This is a genomic window from Klebsiella sp. P1CD1, assembly GCF_003790505.1.
Classification (GTDB): Bacteria; Pseudomonadota; Gammaproteobacteria; order Enterobacterales; family Enterobacteriaceae; genus Klebsiella; species Klebsiella variicola.
In genome coordinates this window covers 1,538,320-1,563,106 of sequence record NZ_CP033631.1, presented here as the reverse complement: position 1 = coordinate 1,563,106, position 24,787 = coordinate 1,538,320, and the positions used below count along the sequence as shown (strand labels likewise).

Here is a 24,787-nt window from a genome sequence, read left to right as displayed (position 1 = left end):
GAAATTGAAAATCTGAAGGGGTTTTAGTATTCGATCAGGACGATTCCGTTTGCGCCTGCACCAGATGAGTATGCAGTGCTGCTGAAGCCGGTGTCGTAAGCACCGCCGCCGCCAGACCCGTTTGAGGTTCCAGCAATACCGCCTGCTGCGCCATTTCGTCCGCCACCGCCCCAGTAAGAAGCGCCGCCGGCACCAGTCAGCATGTAGATGCCTGATTGTCCGTCAAGACCAGTGCCGCCCTTGATGTTGATGTCGCCACCTGAAGCTAAACCGCCATCACCGCCAGCTGAGTTGGTAATACTGGCCTTACTGGCCCCTTTGCCGCCTCGCCCAAACAGCAATCCAGCAAATGATGAGTCGCCACCGTCATTACCTGGTGTTGCGCCGGAAACTGACAATCCGCCACGGCCAACCACAACTGAATAAGTGACACCGGGCACGACAGATACCCATCCTATGGCTGTCCCTCCAGCGCCACCGCCACCGCCACTGAAAGATTCGCTAGCCGACGAAGCCTGACAGCCGCTTCCTGAGCCGCCTGCGCCAGTAACGGTTGCTTTTACTAAAGTTACGCCTGCTGGAGCAGTGAATGAGAAGGTGCCATTTGAAGCGAAAATAGCCTTTCCGTGTACGTCCTGGAGTGATGTGATATTGGTGCCGTCACCATGCACGCCGATTACCGTTCCGGGCTTCGAGATGACTGTTGTCCCGCCGCTGGCATTCGTAGAAATAACCACGTAAAAATTTGAGCCAGTGCAGTTGTTCTCAATCGTCCAGTCCTTCACAAATGGCGGAAGGTAGAGGTAACGGTTTCCGGTCAGCGTGCCGGAAAGAATCAAGCGTGGATTTGCTGCAGAGATATTTGAGACCGTGACATTGGCAGAACTAATGCTGACGGCGGCTGAGCCACATCCCCATGCAGGGATCCACCCGGTAGATGAGCCGGTCGTGCCTTCAGGGTTTGTGGTATTCGCGTTTGTCTGGTTCAACCACAGCACGCCATAATCGCTGGACGGCAGAATTGATCCTTTTGGATAACCTGAAATGGCTGCAGCGAATGTGCTGTTGAACGGGTATCCCATGCCGGCATCATTCCACTGCTGCTTGATGGTGATCGAATACAGGATGCCGTTCGTGTCCTTCCCGTCGGGAGGGATACCGCCGGCGCTGATGGCCGTCATGGTTAACGGAGGAAAACCAGAATCAAAGGTGGCTTCACCATTCCCAAGGGTTGTAGTTGATGAGTCTATTGGGATGGGGTTTTTGTTGCCATTAACGCTGAACGCTTTGGTATAGCGATCTGGAATATCAGAAGAATTCATGATGAACTGGATACCTGTATTATGTTTACGGTAACTCCCGCCGGTGCAGGCAATGCGCCAGAACTCTGAACAATCGCCAGCTCTACCGTGCTTAGCTCAAACTCAAACACGTAGCTCATGGTCATATCGCCATCGTTTCTCACGTAGCAGACGCCGCTTTCACCAAACATGAACATCAGCATTCTGTTCATTGCCGGGATTGTGCAGTTAGAGATGTTTGCCATCGCCTTACACATAATGAGTTTTCGGTAGGCGTCATCGGTTAACGTCACGGTTGAAGTAACGTTCGAGTCCCTGACGTAAAACGGAGCCTGATTGAATGGCTGTGGATCATCTACTACCGGAGGGTGACTAAGGGCCTGCTTGAAACCGAGATAGACTTTGTTTTCTGTTACGGTCAGCGTTCTGTCTATTACGACAATTTTCCCCCACACATTCAGGCCATAAGTGGTCGCTGTTTGTATGTTCCAGACCAGGTCATAGAAGTCTTCGATGAATTTGTCGGGGCCGACGGACTGGTTGAATGTTTCGATGAGGGAAAGGAGCTTTTCTGAATTGACGTACTGCCTCATTATCGCAGCAGCGTAGCTTTCCATAATTACTCCCGTCTGAATGCATACGTTGTGATACCGTCTCGGCCGATTTCCGACTCAGTGTTTACCGATTCAACGAGCACAAAGCCGTTATCCCTAAACCAGCGGATCAGACCGTCATTGGTGAAATAGAAAATGTGCTCATCCTTGCGGAAGTGCCGGCTTCTGAGGATGTGTTCGGCACTGTCGAAGACGGGTATGGAGACGAAAACCCATTTATTGGCACAGGCGATCGCCTTATCTGGCTCATCAATATGCTCAAGCACATCCCAGAATGTCAGCGCATCGCACCCATGTTTGTAGAAATCCAGATATCTTCCTTCAGCCTTGAGCCAGTCAATGCCAGCCTGGTTAACATCAAAGCCGCTGCAGTCACATGCCTCAACAAACTGGCCGCAGCCAATGCCAACGTCGCATGCATCGCCGTGGTGATGCTTACGGACAAAGCTCACCCTGAAGTCTGTCAACTGACGGCCCATTTCCGTGTCGGCCATTGCTTTGTATTTCTCAAAGTACCGCTCGTCATAAGGACGATTTTTCGGCACAGGGAAGTATCCGAACCCCAGCTCAGGAAAGAAGCTAAGTTCTGACTGAATAATTTCAGAGATTTTTCTCATGCATCCACCGGGACAGCTTTTCATGGAGATCGGAAATGTGCTTGTTGCAGTTGTGCTTCATCTGCTGGCACATGCAGTAATCGTCTGGATAAAGGAACAGGCAGCGAGATAAATCCATCAGCCTGCCGTCAGTTATCTTTGTGTGGTGATTGCAACCGCCACAGCCACCACCGAGAAAAACGGTGTGCCTGCGATATGCAAAAGCCATCTGTGAAATCAGTCCACTGCCAGTCACTACAACATCGGAGCGCTCTACCAGGGCCATTAATTCGGTTAGCCTCAACTGGCCGCCATGGAGCTTCAGGTGAGCAAATGGCTCGCTATCGGGGATCCACTCAACGCCCGGCTGTAAATCCGCCACGCTGATACAGAAATAACCGAGTTGGGAGAGGTTTCTGGAGGCCTGGTCAACGTGTCCATTTAATGGGCCTCTGGCGGCGTTGTGCCATTCTCGACGCTCTGTGGTTGGCCTGATGAGGGCTACCTTCTTATTGGTCGGAATGCCGATATCAGGAAGCGTAAATGATGGCAGGTCTAATCTGGTTGGCTCGATGCCAAACTGCCGTCTTCCAGCGTCAAAAACACTTCCTCGACTCAGCTCAACAGTGCCGTAGAAGATTTTCTCCCGGATAATCAGGTGATCTTCAGGAAGCGCTTCCCACGCAACTCCAGATGCTTCTTCGTTGCGATGCTGTGTTCGCAGTGATGTACCCGATTTGACGAAATGAAGCCCGGGTATGTCGATGTAGATTTCCGGGGTGGCCGTTTTAATCCAGACCTCATTCCCTTTCTCGACCATCTTTTTGACAAATGGCCGCTGCATGATGTTGTCACCAATGCCGAGCATCCCGTCTATAAAAAACTTTTGCATAATTCTTCTTCTAAATTTCCAACCTGAAACATATCCAGTTCGGTATGCCTTGAGCAGTTGATGATGTTCCCCTCGCCCACTACAGGCAGAACCTGACGAAACTCTCCACGCCAGCGCTTAAGGCTATCTTCATCAGGATTACGCAACCCTCTTCCATGCTTTCCATGCCAGTGAATGCCGGCCTTTAGAGAGCAGTCGTAACCGAGAAGGATTATCCGTTTCGCGCCCAGATGCTTTGCGAGGAGAATGGCTCTCTGCCCTGAGTTGAAGGAACCCCTGACAGGTGGCTCGAAGTAGTTGATGGAGAATTGAGTGGCCGTGGCATGCACGCTGGTAAATCTGCACTTGTCGGCAGGTACATCGTTAAAGTTCGCAGCCCACCAGGTGTGATCGCCGGCATAGATGTACTGACAACCGGGTATCATTTCCCAACTGGAGTTAACTGCTATAACGGGGAGTTGTGACTCTTCGACAAGGATGCAGTCTTCGCGCGTCAGCGATGGCCCGGAGGCAACGCAGACCCATGTGTTCATTAGCTTGAGATAATCACCAGAATATTTGCATCATCCAGAGTCGGGATTTCATCTATGCCAAACTCTACGGACGGCCCATAAGAAATACCGTCCAGGGATAACGTGATGCCGAGTATTTCCATGTTGTTAGGGTCAATCGCCTGGATGCCAGAGTAATAACGGCCGGCAAAAACTTTAGACCCTATGCGCGCACGGGTTCCGCCGTCCTCACCATTAAATGCCTTCTGGATGGCGGCCTTAATCTGGTTTGTAACGTCACTCGGTAGCAGGTTGCTTTGCACAATCTGAACCTCGACATACATGCTTGTCGGCGTTGGCGTCTCCCATCTGATGTCATACGACGGATAGGGATAAACGTAGTTTTCCGTGTCCTGAACGGTGTAAGACGTGTCACCATTCATATCGACACCAGGAGGGGCGGCGCTCCAGATCGCCTTGGCAATATCCGCGTCCGAACCACCATATACAGCCGCATAAAACGAGTGTGGCGCTATGCTGTAATTTGTTACGCCTTTCTCTACAGCGGTGCTGGTCTTGTTATCGGTGACGTAAGCATCAGTGACGCCGTCAACCTCAAGAATGGCCGCATAAATTGCTGCAAGCGTGTTGCTGGCATTCTTAGCAACTGACTGCCTGCGACGATACTCAAATGCTGCACGCCCCTCCTCATCTGACCCGAGAACTCCTGCAGCAACGTTGGTAATGGTTGACCATCCAGATACCGCCTTGTAAATCGTGTTTAACTCACCGATTGGGCAGGCGATTGGACCAGTGGTCTGATTCTGAAATTCAACAGATGCCGAACCATCAGAGCCGATGGTGGCATCAGATAATGAGAAATAGAGGTAGCCATTCGCATCCTGAGCGATTGAGCCGGCAGGAATGAGCGTGCCTACAAGGCCAGAGCAAGTGGCCGTCACAATCGTTCCTGAAGCGCCTTTGCGGTCGATGAAATAAATGCGCCCGATAGCATCCTGCCACCTGCCGGTTGAGTAATCCGGGTTGACCATGTTCATGATGGCGAGGCACTGGTCGTTTTTATCCGCAATGATAGCGGTGTCGGCGACAGCAATCTGACCCTGCGGAGTGGTAAGCTCTTTGCTCATCGACGTGCCGAGTGCAGTGGAAAGGTCTGTCAGCCGGCCGGCGAGGATATCAGCCTCATCAGGGACATCCAGTCCGGTAGTTGAAAATGTGACTGATGGCACCGAGGTGGTTATTGTTGTGGACATTTTAGCCTCAAAGGTTAACGGTGCGGGAAAGGCCGTTTGTATCGGTTACTACAATCACCCCGCCGCAAACTCGCTCAGCGCGATTTGTGACGACCGTGGCATCAGCTGTGGCGATGTAAGGCAGTCGTAGCGCTTCTGTCTCCAGAGCGCTTTGTACGACGCCTGAGCCAGGGTTTTTGCCGAGAATTGTCGGATAGTAAGGAACGCCAATGTTTACGTCGTATATGCACTCGCCACGAAACGCAGAGCACGCAGTTGCCACGTCCTGAGCACATGCGTAGGGATTTTCCACTACAGCAATGTTGCCAGTATCATCAAGTTCGATATCCCACGTGTCGGGGTTTAGATACAAAGAAGAGGTGATCACGTTTTCTCCGGGCATAAAAAAACCCCGCCGAAGCGAGGTTTAGTTTTCACGGCCAGGACTACAGTCACATGCCAAGAATTTGTTTGATGTTATGCTGAACGGCAGCCAGAGTTTTGGCATCCACAGAATCCACAACAACCATGTTTCTTGCTCTGTAATCCAATGACTTAAACTGATTGCTAAGAATTACTCCAGTCGTTTTCTGTGTGCCCCTTATGGGCACCTCGAATCCATAGCCTTTTGCTTTGCTTGTGATCGGGCATAAAACAACAAACCTGTCGTGTTGGTTGAAATATGTCTCTGAAACCACAAGAGCAGGACGCTTTCCGCCCTGCTCACTACCAGCCGAAGGGGTGAAGTCGATTAAAACCACATCTCCTTGCCTGGCTGTCACAGTAATTCTTCTCCCATTGACTCAGAAAAGTACTCATCGTGACTGTTTTCTGCTGTACATTTTGACATGAGTTCCTGGAGTGTTGGCCCGGTCTTTTTCAGCCCAAGCATCCCACCCTTAACACAGAACTCAACCTGATCGCCAACAGTGATGCCAGCTTGATCAAGTAGCGCCGCAGGTATGCGAACGCCTACGGCATTGCCCCATTTTGCGACTACTGTTGCCATTTTTTTCACCCTCATTAGTTACTTCAAAAGATATACAATGTATATCATCGGTTCTGATTGTAGGTTCAGGTGAAAAAACAGGCAACCACCTTTACACTTCTGAAAAAAACCCGCCGGAGCGGGTTTAAGGATATTTATCTCTTTAGGGACCTTTCGGGGAGACCTGTGATGGGCCCCTCTTTCATACACTTGCTTCCATTGAAGATGACGTTAAGCCCCCTTTCCTTCGCCTGGGATTTCAGAGAGTCATTTATGAAACCCAGGCTGACCGCAGCAGAAGATATTGCAGCCTGCATATCAAGATGATATTTGGCTATCTGATACATTGAATGTATGCGCAGCCTTACGCCATCGACGCAATAGCCATCTTTTTCAAGCCTATCCAGTAGCTCCAGTTCAGGAGCTGGATTGTTCTCATCCAAAATGACCTTCGGCGTCATCCAAACGTTCCCAAAAGACCTGCTGGCGGGGTCTGCGCTTTGAAGCGGGAAATTATAATCACCAGAAAAGTTGTTTTTCTCTTTCCTTGCAATGAACTCTCCTTCAATTGCTTTCGAGGCAAGGTACTCGACAGCTTCTGCGGTTTGCTTGGGGGATAACTCATCGATGTGCCTTACCCCAAACTCTTTGTGAACCATTTTGTACACTGACTGATAAGTCAGGCCGTACTTGCCCATGATGCGATTAACAATTCCGCGCAGCGGAGTTCGCTCATCGACAGTAGTCTCAGGCGCTGACTTAATGGCAATCCCTTTAGACCAATAGTCGTGAAGGGCGGTAAAGCACTCTTCCTGATACTGAATCAGCTTGTCGCGAATATCAGCACGAACTTTTTCAGGGTTGATGCTGAAAAGCCAGCCGTTGAGCTTCTTCAGGGGGAGGCAAAGAAGTTTGCGCAACTTGCCATCAGCAGCAACCATGTTCATATGAACACAGTTGAATTTTTCCAGTTGTTTCATCAGCTTTGTTTGCTGAGTAGACCAGCTCATGCCGAGGTTTTCAACGATTGGTTTCATCGCAACATATGCAACACCGGCAGCCATCGCCGTGATAATTTGCTGCCCGTTGAATGGGACGTAAGAGGTGTTAACAGCCTCAAGAATTGCTATACTTGTCATGTCATCATTCCTAGGTGGTTTGTTGATACCGAAGCCCTGACTGTTACAGCAGTTGGGGCTTCAACTTTTTAAACACTTAAGCGTCCTTCTTTTTTAAAACTCTCCATTACCCTCTGGTAGATCTCCGAGTTAACAGACCTTCCATTTTCTTCCGCAACCTTGCGAACCATATCCAGAACGTCTTTCGGCCATCGCAGATTGAACTGCGGATTTTTGCTCATGCCTTTCATCTTGCCTCCATGAGGTCACCGTGACCTTATTGAGAATATAGTAGACTGCTTCTATCATGTCAATTCTTAAACAATGGAACTCAATATGGCCAGAGATGAACCAAAATTCACATTCCGAATGCCGGCTGATGTGAAGAAAAAACTTAAGGATAGAGCTATCGCCAATGGGCGATCGTTCAATGCTGAGTTGCTTCAAATCGTGCAAGATGCGCTTGATAAACCATCGACAACACCTAACGACAATGCCATGGCCATTGCAGAAGAACAGTCTGAACTAGTCAAAAAAATGGTTTATGAAACCCTTAGCTCCCTCTATCGAAGCAATGCTAAAGATAAATAATGAAAAAACAGGATATTGTAGATGACATCATAAAACTAGCCATGCTTGATAAAGACGTGGCTGAACAGGTCGCAATTTCTTTCATGGAATTCAATCCATATAGGCAAAAGGGAGCGTTAACTTCATTAGAAAAATTTTACAGAGATGAATGCAACAACGGCAGAGATTCTTATTCCTTCAGGAAGCAGATCGCGTTTCACTTTGGTCTAGATGAGAAGCAATCATCCATCATTAGTTTATCTTTTAGAGGAAAAGCCAGCTCAGAGAGGGCAAAAAACGCTGCCATCAGTCAAGGAATAAAAAATGGCAAATGGAAGTTTAGAGCTGGAAGTTGCAAAGCTACCAATAGAAAAACCCATGAAAGTCTTAATGACGTAATCTTTGTGATTAAAAATGGATGCCAGACACCTTACGGCCAGTCTTTTCCAGGAATGGAATTTGGCTGTGGTTGTGAACTACACATTTTATTAGAAAATGAAGAAGAGAAACCAAATAAAAAATCTAATTTTAGTTCATTTATTCGCTCTATGTTAGGGATGAGCAAATGAACATTCATTTCTCTCTCATAAAACCCGATGACTCAAGTTCCTTATATGAAATAACATACCTTTCCGGATTTAGCATGCATACTTTATAAAAAGAAGATTGATACTCCATCGAGGAAAATAATTTGGCATCATCCTGATTGCGATAGAAGTAATCAATTGCTCTCTCAGTACCTGCTTTAGATATCATTATTTTCTCACCGTATTTTTCAGCCTCTTTTTTATTATAATCAAAAGCAGAGGTGTCATTGCTGTAACGCCCAGTCTTGGCATAAATCTCTGATGGAGGAATTGCTGGGTCAACATATAACAATGAGGCAAATGCAGCGAAATAATAAAACCTTGATTGGTTATCACAAGCAAAAGACACCTTCTCTGTTGATGGAAGGTGCTTAACCGGCGCCTCTCCGCCCAATGCTAGCGGGGAGAAAAACAAGATAACCATTAGTTTTTTCATCATTGCGGCCCTGACGTAGTTGAGCCCCCCGATGCTACCCCATCATGAACATGGTTATCAAGTGAAATCCCCGCGCCTATCACGTCGTCCGACGCCGTAATTGTTCCATTGGTTGTAATATCGCCATCTACTGAGAAAACGGCATTATGCCGCTGCTCTTGAGAGGTGGAATGCGCTGCGGGCAAATGAGCTATCTGACGAAAGTATCCGATATTTTGGACAAATGTTTTTATCCCCACGATGGGGTAGAGGCTGAAGTAGATACTCCAGTCTGAATTACTCATAACCTGGCTCATAATGCTGAATCCTGTTTATGTTAGTGTCATCCACCCAGTGGGCTTGTTCTACTGCCCCCACTCTCTACCCCGCCATGGTCATGACCATCAACTATTGAACCATCAACTAGTTGTAGCCTACCATCAGACAAAACCTTCATTCCGTTAATATTAACAACTCCAGGGCTCTGAATATCTATTCCTGAATCGTGAAATGCAACATACTGAGTTGGTGCCCCTGACAAGCATGCTATTGATGTTAAATAAACTCCATCCGCAGCACTGTGTAGACGATTGCTTGTTGGCACAGAAGCGGTTTTGTTATCTTTGATTCCAGTTATATCTCGATCGCAACACACCATAAGGCCAATGTCACCTGCAACTGGATTCATGACTACCGCACTCACCCCCCTCTGCAATCTAAGGTAGGGGATGGAAAAGTATCTTCCGCCATCATTAAGGCTCTCGCCATTGGCATTAACTGTATACAGGAGGCCTTCCAGATCCACGATGCCTTTAGATATGTCGACTTCAATGACTTTAACAATTTTAACAAAAGTCATGTTTCCTATAAGCCTGCTGAACACATACCCCAGCATATTGGCATCGCAACTGGAATCCACCGGAGATACGGTGCGTTTTTTAGACATCGTTTACCCCTGGAGATATTGGGAAACCTACGACATAAGTTTCCCAAAAGCCACCTTCGACATTTGATGATAGATAGTGCGTTGTACCTTCGCATACCTGATATCTACCAGAAGCGTTTGGAAGCATTGTTTTTAGATCTATAAGCCTGGCGATTACGATTGATGAAGAGAACATGCACCTAAACGCAATCCCTAAATCGTAAAAGACTGGATAACCTATCAAGCCTGTGTCTGGGCTTACGCTAGGAATGATGTTATCTCTTGCTGTACCATATTTGAATATAGAGACAGTTTCTAAATTCAATTCAAAGGAGAAGCCATAATCGTGAGCAATAGAGTTGATTTGCTCAATGGCGTTTCCTTTCAAGTGTACATCTTTTATCTGTGTGTTTACGCCATAGTTTGCGAATTTAAGCCCAACCTGATTGCAGATTGATTTTACAACGTCTTGCGCGGTGGTTTCACCTTTAACATATGTATCAGGGATTGGTAGTGCTTGATAATATCCAGCTGTATTCGCGGTTATCTCCAGCGGGGCGTCAGGAGATTGTGTTAGATTGATTCTGGCAGAAATTATCGTACCAAAAAAAACCACCTCTCCATCTGCAGTAACCTTCACAAGGTTTTTTTTAGCTTGTGTTTGTCTTTGTGACTTACCACTAATCTTTGCCATATAATCAAGAGACAACCCCCAAACACTCATGTCCATCTGAGTGGCTGAAGTTCCTCCATAAGCAGAAATAGCGCAATCTACCTTTCCATTTGAAATAGTTAAAACATTTCCTCTTCCGCTTTCAAACTCACCATCTGTTAAAGTGAATTCAACTTTTAGATCTCTGATTTTGTAAGTCACGACGAAATCTCTGAAGATGTGAGGAAGTAGAGCTTAAAACGGCTACCCAATTCATCCCAGTAAGGGTCTGCTGCGCCATTCGTATCGACAAAAACGAGATCGCCAGGGAAGCCCAAATATGCGTATCTGACAAGCCAATTGCAGTTCAGGCATAACACCCCCTGCGCTATGGCATTGTCACCGAGATAGAGGTCAAGGAATAAGCCTGTAGATCGCTGATGGATTCTTATCGTGTAGGAGGTGTTATTGAGAGATACCGTAACTCGCTGGGACTTTATCGCGTTGAGTGTTATTTCCTGCATCACGTCACCACCGAAACGAATTTACCGATTCCGTTTTTTATTTGCGTTGATACCTGGTCAGTTCCCGATGTCCATGCATTGCCAACTGTAGTGGCGGCAGAATTAACACCAGATACGATAGCGCTTGAAGTTGTTTGCAAGGCACTTGATAGCGATACATTCCCACTGGTCCAGGCATTTTTAACATCTGTCAGAGTGACATCTTTTACTGAGGACTGGCCGTTAGTCGTCAAAATAGCAGAGTTTACACTGGATGAATTGTTATCAGATGGCGCGTTTGGTGTGGTGTTGCTCGATAAAGACACCTCGGCGATATCCATTACCTGCTGAAATGTAGCGCTGACTTTCAGTAGCGTTAAGCCGCCTTTCGCGCTTATCGAGTAATCATAATGAGCGAGATCATATCCCTCATATACGCGATCTGGGGTTTCAATATTGTATGTGCTAGCAGTATTCTTCATCACCTCAAGAATGGATAACATTCCTGTTCTGCTTAGCGTGCTAAAGTTCGTTAGATTTGGTAAGGAGCCACTGTATGCGCTCCATCCCTCCAGAACAAAGACAACCCTTAGTTCTGACGGTCTCCTGACCTTGTTGTAAGAGGTATAAGAGCCCTTTTCAATTGGAGCGCTAACAATTGATGCATCGCCAACTGGCTCAGCAGAAACCCACCCTGTTGGCTCAAACACAGTTTGCCCGGGATAAATAAATGCCGTGCCACCTGGCAGGGGACCAACAGAGGAACTTTTAAAATATCCAGAGTTTAAATCCGGATCAACCTTGTTATAGGTGATGCCCCACGAAGGAAAAATCGTTGAGTTGATGATGGAAAAAATGCTGCCAGAGTTTATGGCTGACAGCAGGGTTGTTTCGTTCAGTGAGAACATTTAGCCTCCTGACTGGCCGCTGTCATATCCAATTAGCGTCGCACGATTTTTTGCTGTTCTGCTCATGTCTTGGGAGAGCTTACCGACGCTTGTTGCCGGCGATGAGATATTCAGTGTTTGAATATTAAAATTTTGCTCTCCGCTGGCATTTACCCTGTGAGGGGCAACACTATCAATAGCCATCCCCGATCCAGCCCTCATGTTGGCTATGACCTTGGCATAGTATTCCTGGGTTTCTTTTGGCGCGTTCTGCATGCCTTTTTTCTGCAGATTGCCAAGCCCCCAATTGTAAGCCTGAAGAGCTGATTGTGTGTCTCCTGTCGCCATAATCAGGTAGTGCAGATATTTTGCCGCCGCCTCTGCTGATTTTTTAGGGTCATAGACATCACCGCCATTCAGCCCCATATCTTTGGCGGTGCCAGGCATAAACTGAAATAAACCCTTTGCCCCGGCCTTGGATACTGCATACGGATCGCCACCAGATTCTGTTGCAGCCACGCCGCGAAGCAATCCTGCTGGAAGGCCATATTTCCCTTCAAGCATCCCGAACTCGCCGGACATCGCGTTAAGCAGCGCCTTACCCTTTGGCCCAAGCCTTGCCGCTGTAGCATTTAGCGGAACATTAGGCTGATAGCCTTGAAGATTTGGGGATAATTCTGCAGCACCCGCAGGTGAAACAAAGAAATCAGCTATCTTACCTAGGTATTGCTTGGTCGTTTCCCAATACGCCTTTTCATCCTGATCTCTTCTCCTGTCCTCTGGGCTTTTGTTCTCATTTACTTTTTTATTGTTGTACCAGCCGCCGGCGTTCCATCTCTGTTTTATTGATTCCCACAAAGAGCTGGTGTTGTCTGCTTTTGTGGCGGCATCAGAAATATTGCTGACCGCTTTTGCGCCTGTACCAATCGCGGCAGCAGCAACAAGCCATGGGGGTGGCACCAGGGCAAATAACCCAGAGAATGATTTTGTTACTCCATAAATCCATGAAGCAACCTTGAGACCTATTAAAATTTCTAAGGCTGTTGTCCAACCTCCAACCTGCTTGGCTGCATCATTTGCTATCGAGGCAAAGCTTTTCACTGACGAAAAGATAGCATCGAAACTGTCTTTGATTTCCTTAGGATGAGTTCGCATCCATACCGAAATATCATTCAGATAGTTGCTGAACTGCTTAACATAAGGAATAAGGCCTGAGTAGAGTTGGTTTTTGAAGGCATCAAAATTTTGCGCAAGAATTGTCCACTGCTCATTGAACTCTTTTGCTGCTTTAGTATTTCTTTCAGTTATGCCCGATGATGCAGTGAATCTGTCGATATTGCGTAACAACTGGCCTGAATTGGCGCTATTTATGACTGCATCATCAAAACCAATTGTGCGACCAGCCATCCGGGCGCGATCTTTGTTTGGGTCTTTCTGAATTGCTTCAAGGATCTGCTTTGATAGCTCTTGTGATGTTACGTTAGGGTCCTGCATAAACCGGGATAGGTTTATGCCAGTATCCTGACTTAGCATCTGTAAGGCGCCCATAAAGCCTGAGTCAGGTCGACCTTGCCTGGCTGCCATCATCTTATCATTAACGGCAGATAGCGAACCCAGCATAGATTGCACACTGGATCCTGCTGCTTCAGCGGCGCGACCAAAGCCATCAAGCTCTTTTGCCGAAGACCTTAAAACCGTAGCCTGATTAGAAAGCGCCTGCAGATCGCCAGTCATTCCCTTTACGAAGCCAAGCGTACCACCAAACGTCAGGCTTACCCCGGCCAGCGCCAGCATCTCGTTCTTTATGCTTGAGAAGAACCCCGCGGCTCGCTTGCCTTGGGATTCCATGTAATCGGCGTTTTTCTTTGATGTCTCGCGAAGATTTTTCGTCCCGTCGTCGATTTTCTGCCGGGCCTTATCAAACTCTCTGGTGTCGATACCAAAGGTGATAAGCAGCGCGTCAATTACTTGAGCCATGTGGTTTACTCATTACCGATTTGTTGTGATTGTTTACCCTGTAAATCTCAAGCAGCCACCACATATCCTGCACACTGTAGACAGTGCTCAGCTCATGAAGAGTCGCCAACTTCCCGGAAACAACCGCCGCAATAGTTCTCGGAACGTTCTCGTACTGTATGAGCCCGCGAGCGTCTTCAGGCATCTCTGGTGGCAGGTCTAGTCTGCGATGGCGTTCAAGAAAGACAGGTGAAGTTTCAGAGCTTCGACCTTGAGGCGGAATAGCGTGCTTGGTTCTTCGATGTGGATTTCCGGAGACAGTGGGATAACAGCATTTGGCGCGGCCACAAACTGCACGCATCGCATTAGCTCATTCGACAGCCGCACTCGCTCATCACGGTCAACCTTGGATAGCGCAGTGATGCCGTATTTCGCCAGGCCGATCATGCCGGATGCCATAATCGAGTCGCGGATTTCTTCGCTTTCAGTGTCAGATGATGCTTTAGCGAGGAAGTTTGTAACATTGTTCGGCACATCAACGCCGCTGCCAATCAGCGCGCATGCGAGGTCTGTTGCCCACATCTCTGCATCAGTGGCCGACATTTCAGTAATGCGGAAGGTCTTCCCTTTGTCGCGATTATTCGCATCAATGGTGAAATCAATATGCTTGCGGCTCATTTTTGTTCCTGAGTGTATTTTGACTGCGCATAAAAAAGCCCACCTGAGTGGGCTGTTGTAATTTGATCATGTGAGTTACCTTTTAAAAAGCGAACCTGCTCACACAGAAAAGCCGCCCCAAGAGGCCCACCGGCACTAACGACAGTTCTCAGATTCGCTTTCTGAAAGGTTCTTGGTTTGTATGCGCGGGTGAGTGCGCTTACTGCAGATAAAAAAGCCCCATCAGGTGACGGGGCTGTTTGTGTTATGCGGTGTAGTCAGAGCCGACGATGTTTTCCCACTCAATCAGGCCTGCCATTGGCTGCAGGATACGGCCAGCAGAAGGAACGGCTTTCCAGCTCTTGAAAATGCCGTTTGTCATCGTGTATTTCCGGCTCAGTGACGGCAGATAGACCGTCCCGTTGCAGCGGAAGATGGCTTTCGATGTACGCTGGGTTTGGAACCAGGTATCGATATAGCTCCGGCTTGGCGAGTCAGGCAGCAGGTGGAAAGTCCACGGCAGGTCGCCAAACACAAAGCCTCCGGTCAGCTTACCGTCGGCAGTACGGATGGTTTCCGCCAGCTCAGTGTCGCCCTGCTCAAAGATGTTCTGCGCTTCGAACTGCTCCAGGTTAAAGCCACTGGTATACAGGTTGGTGACCGTCAGAATGATTGTGCAGTCAGCAGAAGTTAATGAATTAGCCATTATTGCACCTCAACTGCGTTGACAGTCAGTTTCTGAATGACGCCGCCATCGCAATACCAGAGGTATACGGTTGGCGTGGTTCGGTTAGCGCGCATTGCTGCGTTGAACGGCGCGACGTAGATGTAGTAGCCGGCAGAGGTCAGAGAGGAGCTGATATCAGAGCCGACAATGTTTTTGATTGCCAGAATCTGCGACGCATCCAGGTCTGTACCCACAGAGCAACCGCCCCAGGTCTTGAATTGCTCGATTGTGGCCGTCATGCAGCCCTCAATGAGCGCTTTACCTTGCGCGTTGTACGGAATGTACGTGTTGGACGTAAACAGCGTCAGAATGGCTTTCTGTAGGTTTGCGTTAAGCCAAATCTGACCTAACTGAGCATCCAGCCATTTGTAATCACCGGAGATAGCGCCGTTGTACCACATGTTCTGCGTGTAGTTATTCGCGCCATACGTGCCGTAGAAGCTGTAGCCGTTGGTAATCAGCGCAGAGTAATCAGAGTTGGTGGTTACGTCAGCCAGCAGGCCATTCAGCACCCGGAAGGCGATCGGCAGACGGCCGTTCTGCTGATTAAAGTTCAGGCTTGCGCCGTACCCCAGAGCAGAGGCTGTTTTACTGACATCACCGTATACAGGGAACACGCCGGCATAATTTGCAGTTTTAACCGGGTAGAACAGCGTCTGTGTGCTGCCTGACTGCAGGCAGTAATTGGAGTCATCCAGCAACACGAACACGTACCGGTAAGCTTCGCCGCTCACCCATGACGCGAATGCAGTCACCTGGTCTGGATTAGGCACAAAGGTCGTGGTGAACTGAGCCCAGTCCTGAGTCAGAGCGGTAACCGAGGTCATCAGTTCACTGACAACGTCGGCATCAGCGCCCTGTGAAAGGGTTGCGCCAGCGGCAGAGGTTAACAGCAGGCTCGGAGCCAGCGTACCTGAGGCAAATGTGAGCGTTGCCGTATCACCAGTCGTTTCGGTGGTGATGATGAATGCCTTGGTGGTGGTATCCCATACGACTGTCACCTGCACACCGGAGTTAACGGCATTAATGGCGTCTTCAATCTGCGTTGCTGCGGCGGTGAAGCTCGCAACAGAGGACAGGCTGATATTCGCGGTGGTGACCGATGTGCCGTTGATGGTCAGTGTCAGCGTGCCGCTTAGCAATTTCAGCTCAGCGAGGGTCAGCGCTCCCAGGCTGGCCGAGCGGAGAAACGCGCCGATCGCATCTGAGTTATAGCGACAGAAAAACAACTGCCCCGGCGTCTGGCTGGCGTTATTGAATCCCTGGAAATAAATGTCCGCCATCGAGAACTCAGTAGATGAACTACCGAAATACGTGGAGACATCGTCAGAATTAGTGAATGACAGGAGCGCACCCTTTGGCGCGTATTCGCTGTCAGTCAGAATCAACCCATTAAGGTCAAGCGCCGAGCCTGTGGCTGACAGCACGCCCGGGTTGATTTTGATGATGTTACTTAAACTAATTGCCATGTTTACGCACTCTCAGGAGGAAATTTGGCGTCTACAGAATCAGCGCGGACGTTTGCGCTGGTCATGAAATACTGAGTTACCGACACGTCGACGGGGATTTGGGCGTAGAAGTCGCAAGTCCAGCGGTTTTCCCACTGGTCCTCACCATTCACCATGGTTGTCTGTATCGGGTCTTTGCAGTAAAGAGGGGTGATTAACGGCGGAGCACTTGATGTGCTCTCCGAAAAATCACGAAACCACTGGCAGGCATAATCGGAACGAGAAAGCGTAAAGATGATGTTTGCATAGTCCTGGGCGGCATCCCCGTAGAAATCCAGCTGACAGCGCCAGATGGCCGTTCGTTTATGCGTTTCTGTTCCTGAATCTGCGCCGGTTGTGTACTGGTAGCTGATGGAGTTTGTTGATAGCCCGTCAATGCCGAGGGGCGTCATAATGACGTAATTACCATCCGGCATCTCAGTGTTGTTTTGCTGCGATTGCCTGCAGGCCGAAAGGGTCAGGTGAGCCTTGAGGAATGCCCGCAGAGACAGAAACAAACCATCCATCAGCGGCGTGATGGATGCCGCCATTTAGGTTACCTGCAGTTGAATTACGAATGAGCACCAGTCTGGCCACTCTTCCAGAACCTGGCGGATCATCCATGTTTCACCACCAATTATCAGGAAGTCGCCACCTGTTTTCCGTGGGCGGTTAATGCCATTGAAGGAGCCGTTGACGTAGAACTTTTTGACGATGCCAGTGAGGTTGAGATTATCGACGTGTCGCAGGTCGTCATTGGACAGGGCCTGAAGCTGACCGTTAACGGTAGACTCGGCATAAACCTTAACCATCTTCCCGCTGTCATCTTCTGACTCACTGACAAAGACCTTCATCTGTACGTCAATGAACGGGTTTACGGTTGCTATGAGGCCGGATGCGAGGTTATGCAGGTTCATTGTCGCTACCCTCTATAATCTCGAAATCGACCGCACGCTGCATGCTGCCGGAATCTACCAGCGTCATCTCAGGCATGGCTCTCCCCTTCCTGCGCTTAGCATCAATCGTTGATTGCGCGTTAGGAGGAGGAACCGAATGCTCAATGGTGTCCTTAATATCCTGAGCGGCAGTCATGCCAAGAATGGTGAAGGCGTTTCTGAAACCATCAGCATTCTGCGCCTGCCCCTTCATTGCCTTTGCGGTAACATCAGCCCACTCAGAGGTTTTGTCTGCAGCCGTATTGCGCATGAAAGGCCTGGCCGGGATAGTTTTAGTGCCGAATTCGTTAGCTGCAGCATATGGCGCTATAGGCTCGCCGGTATCTTCATTGGTCGAGCCAGCAAGGATGCCAACATTCATGCGAATTTCTGCACCCTTGAGCATGTCAGCCAGCACCTGGTTGATTTTGTCGCCACCTGATATCGATGCCATAACTCATCCCCATGGGTGGGAATAGCGCCGCGCGTAATACCGGCCGCCAACAACGTATTTCCTGGTCGCCTGCCAGAACAACTGACCGCATGGTGTCATCTTGAACCATGAGGCGTTTGTTACATCAGGGACAGCAAACGAGACGCTTACACTACCCTCTGTCGCTCCTGATGCAGGGCCAGCCTGACCATTCCCCCAGAGAGCCATAGAGGCGATATGGCACGTGAGCGCATAGAGCAATGTCTTGCGGTCATTGATGCCATTTGTAGGGTCGTAGGGAACTACAGACGACTCAGTGTTATCCAGCACAAGGCAGGCCACATCAAATGCGTTCTGTAATTGCGCTGGCGTGAGAACACCGGAGAATCGCGGGTAAATGGAAAGGAACTCGTCACTGTCGAAAGTGACAATCGCCATTATGCTGCCTCGCTAGCCGGAACTTCCTGAGTTTTGATGGTCTTGTCATTTTTGACATCGACCGGCTCGCGACCGTGCTTCACGCCTTTTTTCTCACTGGCGCTGGCATCAGCGCTTGCGGCATCTTTCTCATGAATGAGCGTGCCTTTTCGAACCATGTCGGCTACCAGCGATGGATACGTCGCCAGAACCTCTTCCCATTCAGCGGCATCAACAGTGGTGGATCCGAATCCGCAGGTGAGTACGCCTTTTTCCAGGCCGCGAAGATGGAAGTCGGAACCTTTCAGAGAGACTTTCTTATCGTTCTTCAGGTCAAAGATGAGTCCATGTGGGTGTTTCAGGCGAACGTGAATAGAGCCAGACATAGTATTTCCTTCAGGAGTTGAAACAGCCTCCGGAGAGGCTGTGGTTTTGCGAGGGCGAGCCATGGTTAGATACCAGTCATCTGAGCGACAGCTGCGGGAACCCGGATGACGCCACCGTATGTGGTGCCAGTGACTTTCTGTGCAAAGGAGGACAGAGAAGGCACTACGCGACCCATGCGGATTTTCTCACCGAAGCCCAACAGGCCGGTTTCATTACCCAGCACTTCAGGCGCGATAATCATCAGCGTTTCAGATGCGGCCGGCGCGTATGCTGCGCCAAGTTGCGGCAGCGATACGAACTCAGCATTCGGGAAGTAATCTTCCAGCATCTTCATGGTGGTCAGACCCAGGCTGGTAGGCGCTGCCAGCAGAGAGCGGGCACCCGGAGACATGACGATTTTCAGCTTCGACTTCTCATCAACCAGACCGTTTAACTGGTTAACCAGAGTGGTAAACAGTTTGATGACGTCGTTGTAGCGAGCGATCGCGTCTTTAGATGCCCATGCAGTCTGGCCGCCGACTGAAATCGGGGTCACTGCAGCCGGCAGATTCGGGTCGTTCAGCACGCCATAGATTTCTTTGCCTTCCACACCGAGAAGGTAGAATTTATTGGCGTCGATATCGATGGTGGTCGCCGCTGCGCGTTGCTTGGCAGAAGCCAGGTTGATTTTGGCCTGCGCCGCCATGTCCTGCTCCAGATCGCCGTATTCAATGATGGTCTGGAAGCGGTACTGCTCGCGGGTATGCCATTCGCTGTTGACGCCGGATACGCCAAACTGGCCGAAGTCAGAGTAAGCGGCGGTGTTGCCGGTCACTTCATCTGCACGCCATTTGAAATACGGAGTCGTCCAGTCGCCACGCTTTTCTTCGGCATACAATTCGCGAGCGTTACGAGGCGCGGTCATAATCTCGATAACGGTCGGGTCGATGTACGCCAGCAGTTCGGCCGGGACGGTGGTATTAGCCTGGGTGATCAGCGCGGCATCCTGCAGGATTTGCGGCATGTTTTCCGCAGTAATCCACTGGCGGGCGTTTCGACCGAAATCAAAGCCATAACGCTTCGCTTGTTCAAACGTAATATTCATTTTTGTCTCCATCCGCGCGCGACAAATCCCACCGCGTTAATGCAGTGTCAGTCGCAGGCGGATATTTAATTAATTATGCGAGCGCAGGGGAATAGTTGGAGATCAGCACCAGACCGTCTTCAGCGCGAATCTCTTTCACGACAAAGCCAGTCTCTACGTGACCAGCAACAGTTGCACCGGCGTTGGCGTAAGCGATGCTGCCATCTGTGGTAGAGGCAAATGCTTTCTGGCCGTAGGTCGGGGTCGCTGACTGGTTGATAGCCGCGTAGAACTCACCTTTCACCGCAACCGTGACCGGGGTTTCGGTCGGGATGGTCAGCGTACCGCTGGAGGTGATGGTGTAGTTGTAGTAGTTGATCAGGCGCTGAACAAAGCCGGCCACCACGGAGCCAGAAGCTTTTACCTGTGTTTCCGGGTCAGTGCCACGAAACACGAAGCGGCCGACAGTGACAGCACCTTCAGCCAGCGGATTTTTCGGCAGATATACAACCGGGTTATGAGAGGCCTTATCGCCCTCAACCGCACCGGAGTAGTACAAGCCAACTTGAGATTGAAGTCCCATTGTCAAAGCCTCTTATCGGATTTTGATGTTTTTGAGGCCAGCAAACTGACCGTCGAAAGATGTCGCAGACGCGCTATCAAAAGCGGGCGCCGGATTCGCAGCTGGCTTGTTAGCCGCCATGATATCCACCATGCCTTTGTATGCGGCCTTGTCGTAGTTTTTGATGTTCACGCCTTTCTGTTTCAGCGCATGGCCGTAGATGTCCTCGGCGCTGTCAAACGCCATGACATCCAGTTCGCCGACCAGTTCACGCACAGCGCGTCCAGCTTCGCTCAGACTGCGGAAGTGGGCCTGAGCCTCTACGCGCGCCTGATGTTTAATGGTGTTGGCGTCCATTGCGGCCTCTTTTTTCTCTTCTTTTTCTTCAGCCTTCTCTTCTTTCTTGTCTTCCGGATCTTCATCGCCAGTAGGACGAGCGAATACCGCGGCTACTTTCTCCAGGATGTCATCCGGAACCTTGCCGCCGAGAATGGCCTTGATGCTTTCCAGCGGGTTCTCTTCGTCGAAGATGGTGTCATCTTCCTGACCCATCGGATCGGCTTCGTTATCAACGACGCTTTCCGGAACGGCCTCAGCAGCTTCCATCAGCTCAGCCAGTTCTTCTGGCTCGATGTCCATATCCTGTGCCAGTTGGTTGCCATACTGGCGCACAACGGCTTTAACGAGATTCCCTGGCTTTTTGTAAGACGTAACCAGTTTTGCCAGGCCTGCCGGCGCGGCATCCTGTGCAAGGCGGGGCTTGAGGTATGCGGCCAGATTGCCCATTACAAGCGCCTGTTTTTTGGTAAGTTGCATTGATTGCACCTTTTTGAGTTGTGACGGCATACCGTCATGGACAGAAACTTCGGGGCCGGCTCGCCCCTCTTTCACTAAAGCAACGTGGTTGCCACGGAGATTTCGCATAACAAAGTCATACGGAATACCGTTGAATTCCCCGGGCGTGAAGTCAGGCTCGAAGAAGTATCCGCAACTGATTTCTTTCAGGCTCTCATCGTTGATTGCGTCGATGGCGGACTGGTCAGTTACTGATAGTGCGTTGTCGAGGTAAGGCGGAGACCAGACAGGCGTTGTGCCAATCGAGCCAACCCGCTCCTCTTTGAGTGGTGAGTGAGCGGAATCCTGCTTATGGATAATCAGCAGAGGCATCCCGTTAAATGTGTCTTTGGCTTTCTCAAGCTCTTCGCCGGAGCGGTAGCCGTAGTAAACGCGATCGGGGTCAAGCTCTAGCGCTTCCCATCCCGGAATCTCGCGACCGTAATATGGCGCTACCTGCTCTTTGGTAAGGTGGGTCTGTGTGACGTGAAGGTATCCGTTTTCGTCAATCCTGCGTCGGGAGCCTTCATCAAAAGCGAGAGCGCTATCGCCGGTATATCCGTTGGCGTATGCCGCTCTTTCCTGCTCTTCGGCTTCTTCTTTTGTGGGGTAGACTTTACCGTGATTACCCCAGCGCCAGCCGCCTTTAACTTTTTGTACTGGCATCTGTTACCTTGCCTCTGGCAATAAAAAAGGCCGCTTATGCGACCTTGGAATTACTGGATGATGTAGCTCGCCGCCGTGGTAATCAGCGCCCTGACAAGTGACATTTTCGCCGCCATGTCCTCTTTCTCGAAATCATGATCAACCGATGCCGTCTGCAGCATGCCATCAGGAGATGACCACACCACACTGATTACGCCTTCATCCTCATCGAAATCGATGCTGATGTTTAGCATGGCAGCCAGATAAAGCGCAGATTCGTCATTAGTTGAGGCTTGCTCGATGGTTTTAGTGGCAAACATAGGTTACCTCGCAGGAATACTGACAACTTCTTGGATGGCTACTCTGGAAATAAACCCCCTTTCGTAACCACTCCCGCAAATGGAGGTAATGACTTTTGTTTCGCCAAGATACGCCAGGAGGTCATCGCTTCCGAAAAAAGCGGATCCATCAATCAGGTAGACCTTAACAAAACCATGCATTTCCAAAATGCGAGCATTCATCCCACTGACAGATTCCATCATTTCTTCCTCTTGAGAGCGACGATGAGGGTTACAGCGAGGATTGCGCCACCGGCGATAAACATCGTGGCGGCCGAGCTGAGGATTTCGTGGGGCATGTTACTCACCGGGCGTTGGAATCACCGGCCTGTACTCGCACCGGCAGTTTATTAACTGACCGGGTTGCACGAATTGCTTTTCGTGGTCATCCCAGCAACCTTTTGCAAGCTCAAACTCGGTGCCATTCATTTTCACGTGAGCGTGACGAAAGGTTTTACTCCCGCCTGCACGGTGAACCCATATCCCGTGAGTGATTCCGGCCTGCCTGGTTCTCTCCATGGCGATTGAGTTTGTCGCCTTGGCGTTCTGGTCGCGGGCGATAACCTTTGCCCGACGCTCAGTGATTCCGTATCGCTTTTTAAGCTCGTCCTTCAGATAACCAACATCACGCCCGCGTACAATGCTTTCCTGAACCATCGTCTGCACTTGCGTGAGGTATTGTTCTGGAATGGACTTAATGAGGCTAACCTGAGTCTCGTAGAGGCTGTCGAGGACATTCTGCACCTCCGGAGTAACCCGGAAGTTAACGGTCATGTCCTGCGCCTTGAGCTTGTTCTTAACTGAGTTGGAAGCCCAGGCATTAGAACGGCGGACAAACCACAGGGCTATATCCTGTGCCTTTTTGTCGAATGTCTCTCGCCAGGTAGCCATGATGCTTATCAGCTTTGAGCCAACCTCTTTTGCTGGAGAGGCATCGCCAACAATTTCACTTTCATTCCGGCGATACTCGGCGCTTAACCACCAGTCTACAGAGCGAGACATTTCGTCGATAAGGCTAAGCAGCTTCTTCCTGTACTCCACTTCCAGTCCCGCGTTCGGTCGGGTTGAAGATGCCGTTTTCTGTTTCTTCTTCGCCATCGTCGCCTTCCGGAACCTGTTCTGCCTCTATGCCGTAGAATCCGCTTTGAGGGTCGTCAGCAAGTGCCTTCCTGACTTCCTGCTCGCTGACTACGCCTTCAGTCAAATAAATCTGCCTGGTGCTGGCTTTCTTGTTCTGCGTCTCGGCAATCGAATTCTCATCGTCTTCATTCAGGGAGGTGAACTTGAAGGACACCGATTCGTCATAAGTACCAAGTTTCACAATCTGGATGATGTCCAGCATCTTCTGCAGCGGCTCACGGAGAACTTTCTCCTGCTGCGAGTTGATGTGGTCGTTGTAGTTTTTGATATCGGCGTCTCCGGTGTTGAAACCCTGGGGTGAAATACCCATAAGCTTCACGGCGGGAGTGCGGTTAATCGCAACGATGAACTCCAGTTGCTGCCTGACGATATCGGTAACGCCATTGAGCGGTACGGAGACGTTGATGAAGTCTTCCATCTCTTTATCTAGCGCAAATACGCCATCATTGCTCATGTAAGCAGTGAGGTAGTTAATTCGCGCATCGATGCCGCTGGTAGCGTTGGGGTTGGTCAGGATGTCCTGCATGTTGGTCTTGAAGACCTTCAGAGAGAACTTCTCAAGCAACCTTGCCTCAGCCATTCTTGCATCCTGAAAGTGCAGCACGTAGTCATAGAGAATCTGCGCGCGGGGGATGCCGAGAAAGTTGTAGGTTGGTTTGAGGATGACCGGTACTTCGTTACCGCAGACGCGAATCAGTCGGCTCTTGTGAACCTGCTTACCAAGCACCCACCATGTGTCGGGCACATAGTACCGGGGACTCAGTGGGTCGAGTGATTCATAGGTGCCCGGGAAGACGTTGATCGGCTCAATAATCGTGAAGCGTTTGAAATTCTTCAGCTCGGCTGATTTATTGCTGATATCGAGCGGCGTCAGCAACTGGCTATCTGATGCCCCGGTATCAATAAAGATAAGGCAGCCGCCGAAGTAGCCATCAAACTCAGCCGCCTTGTGACATAAAGCCTGCAGGCGATAGTCAATCATCGCCTCTTCGAGGGCTGTCTTCTCGTCTGAATCGTCGCCATTGCCATTTGAGTCAGTGGCCGTAATCTCGATCCACTCTCGCGTCATGTCATCCGCAACCGTCTCGACGCAGGCGCGAATTAACCCGTTCTGCGTCAGAGAGGAAAGTGCGGCATACCCCATGAAGCTCGGGCCGAGGTTTGGAAACTGGCCCATGTCGAAAGCGTGCTGTAAGAGCGTATAAGCACCGGATACTTCAAGCTGATGGTCCATTGCCATCTGAGCACTTTTTGGCGCTCCCAGCGTTTTTGCCGGGCCGTACATCAACTTAATCTGGTCGAACGTAGGGATAAGCTCCCCACTCTCGATTTTTTCTCGGATAGCCGCTGATATGGTTAACGGCTTGCGCTGGCCACCCTGCCGACGTTGACGGCGTTTATTATAATTTGCCAT

General features: G+C 49.8%; 35 protein-coding genes. 2 read left to right on the top strand and 33 right to left on the bottom strand.

What is annotated here, in order from left to right:
- Positions 1-23: 23 nt before the first annotated feature.
- From DTA24_RS08040 to DTA24_RS07990, 11 genes are all read right to left on the bottom strand, one after another.
- The gene (locus tag DTA24_RS08040; RefSeq protein ID WP_123836714.1) at positions 24-1,322 is read right to left on the bottom strand and encodes a hypothetical protein; all 1,299 of its coding nucleotides are present in this window, start codon (positions 1,320-1,322) and stop codon (positions 24-26) included.
- Entirely contained in the window at positions 1,319-1,918 is a 600-nt protein-coding gene (locus tag DTA24_RS08035) for a DUF2612 domain-containing protein (protein WP_072045291.1), read from the bottom strand. Before DTA24_RS08035 ends, DTA24_RS08040 begins: the two co-directional genes overlap by 4 nt.
- 2 nt (positions 1,919-1,920) lie before the next feature.
- On the bottom strand, positions 1,921-2,532 hold the full coding sequence (locus DTA24_RS08030) for a methyltransferase domain-containing protein (protein WP_123836713.1): 612 nt from the start codon (positions 2,530-2,532) through the stop codon (positions 1,921-1,923).
- Complete coding sequence (locus DTA24_RS08025) at positions 2,516-3,403, bottom strand: hypothetical protein (RefSeq protein ID WP_123836712.1); 888 nt, start codon at positions 3,401-3,403, stop codon at positions 2,516-2,518. Before DTA24_RS08025 ends, DTA24_RS08030 begins: the two co-directional genes overlap by 17 nt.
- Complete coding sequence (locus DTA24_RS08020) at positions 3,385-3,936, bottom strand: hypothetical protein (protein WP_123836711.1); 552 nt, start codon at positions 3,934-3,936, stop codon at positions 3,385-3,387. The genes DTA24_RS08025 and DTA24_RS08020 overlap by 19 nt, the downstream gene beginning before the upstream one ends.
- Positions 3,936-5,168 carry a baseplate J/gp47 family protein gene (locus DTA24_RS08015; protein ID WP_123836710.1) on the bottom strand — a complete coding sequence of 411 codons (1,233 nt, stop codon included), beginning with the start codon at positions 5,166-5,168 and terminating at the stop codon, positions 3,936-3,938. Before DTA24_RS08015 ends, DTA24_RS08020 begins: the two co-directional genes overlap by 1 nt.
- A 7-nt stretch (positions 5,169-5,175) precedes the next feature.
- Positions 5,176-5,535: a hypothetical protein gene (locus DTA24_RS08010; protein ID WP_123836709.1), complete on the bottom strand. Its 360-nt coding sequence runs from the start codon at positions 5,533-5,535 to the stop codon at positions 5,176-5,178.
- Between the two features lie 64 nt (positions 5,536-5,599).
- Positions 5,600-5,929, bottom strand: coding sequence for a type II toxin-antitoxin system PemK/MazF family toxin (locus tag DTA24_RS08005; protein ID WP_227540390.1), 330 nt, complete (start codon positions 5,927-5,929; stop codon positions 5,600-5,602).
- On the bottom strand, positions 5,926-6,156 hold the full coding sequence (locus tag DTA24_RS08000) for an AbrB/MazE/SpoVT family DNA-binding domain-containing protein (protein ID WP_164481324.1): 231 nt from the start codon (positions 6,154-6,156) through the stop codon (positions 5,926-5,928). Before DTA24_RS08000 ends, DTA24_RS08005 begins: the two co-directional genes overlap by 4 nt.
- Before the next feature lie 134 nt (positions 6,157-6,290).
- Positions 6,291-7,274 (bottom strand): phage antirepressor N-terminal domain-containing protein, encoded by a 984-nt coding sequence (locus DTA24_RS07995; RefSeq protein WP_123836706.1) that lies wholly within the window; start codon positions 7,272-7,274, stop codon positions 6,291-6,293.
- A gap of 68 nt (positions 7,275-7,342) precedes the next feature.
- Positions 7,343-7,504, bottom strand: coding sequence for an Arc family DNA-binding protein (locus DTA24_RS07990; RefSeq protein WP_123836705.1), 162 nt, complete (start codon positions 7,502-7,504; stop codon positions 7,343-7,345).
- 85 nt (positions 7,505-7,589) lie between these two features.
- Between DTA24_RS07990 and DTA24_RS07985 the strand changes: the two genes are divergently transcribed.
- Together DTA24_RS07985 and DTA24_RS07980 are read left to right on the top strand one after the other, a co-directional pair.
- On the top strand, positions 7,590-7,844 hold the full coding sequence (locus DTA24_RS07985; protein WP_123836704.1) for an Arc family DNA-binding protein: 255 nt from the start codon (positions 7,590-7,592) through the stop codon (positions 7,842-7,844).
- Entirely contained in the window at positions 7,844-8,392 is a 549-nt protein-coding gene (locus tag DTA24_RS07980) for a hypothetical protein (RefSeq protein ID WP_123836703.1), read from the top strand. The genes DTA24_RS07985 and DTA24_RS07980 overlap by 1 nt, the downstream gene beginning before the upstream one ends.
- A gap of 4 nt (positions 8,393-8,396) precedes the next feature.
- Here the strand turns inward: DTA24_RS07980 and DTA24_RS07975 are convergent, their stop codons facing one another.
- From DTA24_RS07975 to DTA24_RS07865, 22 genes are all read right to left on the bottom strand, one after another.
- Entirely contained in the window at positions 8,397-8,849 is a 453-nt protein-coding gene (locus DTA24_RS07975; protein ID WP_123836702.1) for a hypothetical protein, read from the bottom strand.
- Positions 8,846-9,142, bottom strand: a complete 297-nt coding sequence (locus DTA24_RS28605; RefSeq protein ID WP_206060570.1) for a hypothetical protein — start codon at positions 9,140-9,142, stop codon at positions 8,846-8,848. Before DTA24_RS28605 ends, DTA24_RS07975 begins: the two co-directional genes overlap by 4 nt.
- Positions 9,143-9,168: 26 nt before the next feature.
- The gene (locus DTA24_RS07965; RefSeq protein WP_123836701.1) at positions 9,169-9,771 is read right to left on the bottom strand and encodes a hypothetical protein; all 603 of its coding nucleotides are present in this window, start codon (positions 9,769-9,771) and stop codon (positions 9,169-9,171) included.
- Entirely contained in the window at positions 9,764-10,624 is an 861-nt protein-coding gene (locus tag DTA24_RS07960; RefSeq protein WP_123836700.1) for a baseplate hub protein, read from the bottom strand. The genes DTA24_RS07965 and DTA24_RS07960 overlap by 8 nt, the downstream gene beginning before the upstream one ends.
- Positions 10,621-10,926: a phage baseplate plug protein gene (locus DTA24_RS29045; protein WP_123836699.1), complete on the bottom strand. Its 306-nt coding sequence runs from the start codon at positions 10,924-10,926 to the stop codon at positions 10,621-10,623. Before DTA24_RS29045 ends, DTA24_RS07960 begins: the two co-directional genes overlap by 4 nt.
- Complete coding sequence (locus tag DTA24_RS07950; protein ID WP_123836698.1) at positions 10,926-11,813, bottom strand: phage baseplate protein; 888 nt, start codon at positions 11,811-11,813, stop codon at positions 10,926-10,928. Before DTA24_RS07950 ends, DTA24_RS29045 begins: the two co-directional genes overlap by 1 nt.
- Positions 11,814-13,769: a lytic transglycosylase domain-containing protein gene (locus DTA24_RS07945; protein ID WP_123836697.1), complete on the bottom strand. Its 1,956-nt coding sequence runs from the start codon at positions 13,767-13,769 to the stop codon at positions 11,814-11,816. It abuts the gene before it with no gap.
- A 198-nt stretch (positions 13,770-13,967) separates the two neighbouring features.
- Positions 13,968-14,426, bottom strand: coding sequence for a hypothetical protein (locus DTA24_RS07935; RefSeq protein ID WP_123836695.1), 459 nt, complete (start codon positions 14,424-14,426; stop codon positions 13,968-13,970).
- Between the two features lie 244 nt (positions 14,427-14,670).
- Entirely contained in the window at positions 14,671-15,114 is a 444-nt protein-coding gene (locus tag DTA24_RS07930; RefSeq protein ID WP_123836694.1) for a phage tail fiber protein, read from the bottom strand.
- The gene (locus DTA24_RS07925; protein ID WP_123836693.1) at positions 15,111-16,601 is read right to left on the bottom strand and encodes a DUF3383 domain-containing protein; all 1,491 of its coding nucleotides are present in this window, start codon (positions 16,599-16,601) and stop codon (positions 15,111-15,113) included. The genes DTA24_RS07930 and DTA24_RS07925 overlap by 4 nt, the downstream gene beginning before the upstream one ends.
- 2 nt (positions 16,602-16,603) lie before the next feature.
- Positions 16,604-17,170, bottom strand: coding sequence for an LIC_12616 family protein (locus DTA24_RS07920; RefSeq protein WP_227540389.1), 567 nt, complete (start codon positions 17,168-17,170; stop codon positions 16,604-16,606).
- The gene (locus tag DTA24_RS07915; protein ID WP_123836692.1) at positions 17,171-17,536 is read right to left on the bottom strand and encodes a hypothetical protein; all 366 of its coding nucleotides are present in this window, start codon (positions 17,534-17,536) and stop codon (positions 17,171-17,173) included.
- The gene (locus DTA24_RS07910) at positions 17,523-18,008 is read right to left on the bottom strand and encodes a hypothetical protein (RefSeq protein ID WP_123836691.1); all 486 of its coding nucleotides are present in this window, start codon (positions 18,006-18,008) and stop codon (positions 17,523-17,525) included. The genes DTA24_RS07915 and DTA24_RS07910 overlap by 14 nt, the downstream gene beginning before the upstream one ends.
- Before the next feature lie 3 nt (positions 18,009-18,011).
- The gene (locus DTA24_RS07905) at positions 18,012-18,425 is read right to left on the bottom strand and encodes a DUF4054 domain-containing protein (RefSeq protein ID WP_123836690.1); all 414 of its coding nucleotides are present in this window, start codon (positions 18,423-18,425) and stop codon (positions 18,012-18,014) included.
- Complete coding sequence (locus DTA24_RS07900; RefSeq protein WP_123836689.1) at positions 18,425-18,790, bottom strand: hypothetical protein; 366 nt, start codon at positions 18,788-18,790, stop codon at positions 18,425-18,427. Before DTA24_RS07900 ends, DTA24_RS07905 begins: the two co-directional genes overlap by 1 nt.
- 65 nt (positions 18,791-18,855) lie before the next feature.
- The gene (locus tag DTA24_RS07895) at positions 18,856-19,875 is read right to left on the bottom strand and encodes a major capsid family protein (protein ID WP_123836688.1); all 1,020 of its coding nucleotides are present in this window, start codon (positions 19,873-19,875) and stop codon (positions 18,856-18,858) included.
- A 73-nt stretch (positions 19,876-19,948) separates the two neighbouring features.
- Positions 19,949-20,437: a hypothetical protein gene (locus DTA24_RS07890; protein WP_123836687.1), complete on the bottom strand. Its 489-nt coding sequence runs from the start codon at positions 20,435-20,437 to the stop codon at positions 19,949-19,951.
- Between the two features lie 12 nt (positions 20,438-20,449).
- Positions 20,450-21,916: a DUF2213 domain-containing protein gene (locus DTA24_RS07885; protein WP_123836686.1), complete on the bottom strand. Its 1,467-nt coding sequence runs from the start codon at positions 21,914-21,916 to the stop codon at positions 20,450-20,452.
- 50 nt (positions 21,917-21,966) lie between these two features.
- Positions 21,967-22,215, bottom strand: coding sequence for a hypothetical protein (locus DTA24_RS07880; RefSeq protein WP_072045272.1), 249 nt, complete (start codon positions 22,213-22,215; stop codon positions 21,967-21,969).
- Positions 22,216-22,218: 3 nt separating this feature from the next.
- Positions 22,219-22,437: a hypothetical protein gene (locus tag DTA24_RS07875; RefSeq protein WP_123836685.1), complete on the bottom strand. Its 219-nt coding sequence runs from the start codon at positions 22,435-22,437 to the stop codon at positions 22,219-22,221.
- Positions 22,438-22,533: 96 nt separating this feature from the next.
- Positions 22,534-23,331: a phage minor head protein gene (locus DTA24_RS07870; protein WP_206060569.1), complete on the bottom strand. Its 798-nt coding sequence runs from the start codon at positions 23,329-23,331 to the stop codon at positions 22,534-22,536.
- Entirely contained in the window at positions 23,249-24,787 is a 1,539-nt protein-coding gene (locus DTA24_RS07865) for a DUF1073 domain-containing protein (RefSeq protein ID WP_227540388.1), read from the bottom strand. The genes DTA24_RS07870 and DTA24_RS07865 overlap by 83 nt, the downstream gene beginning before the upstream one ends.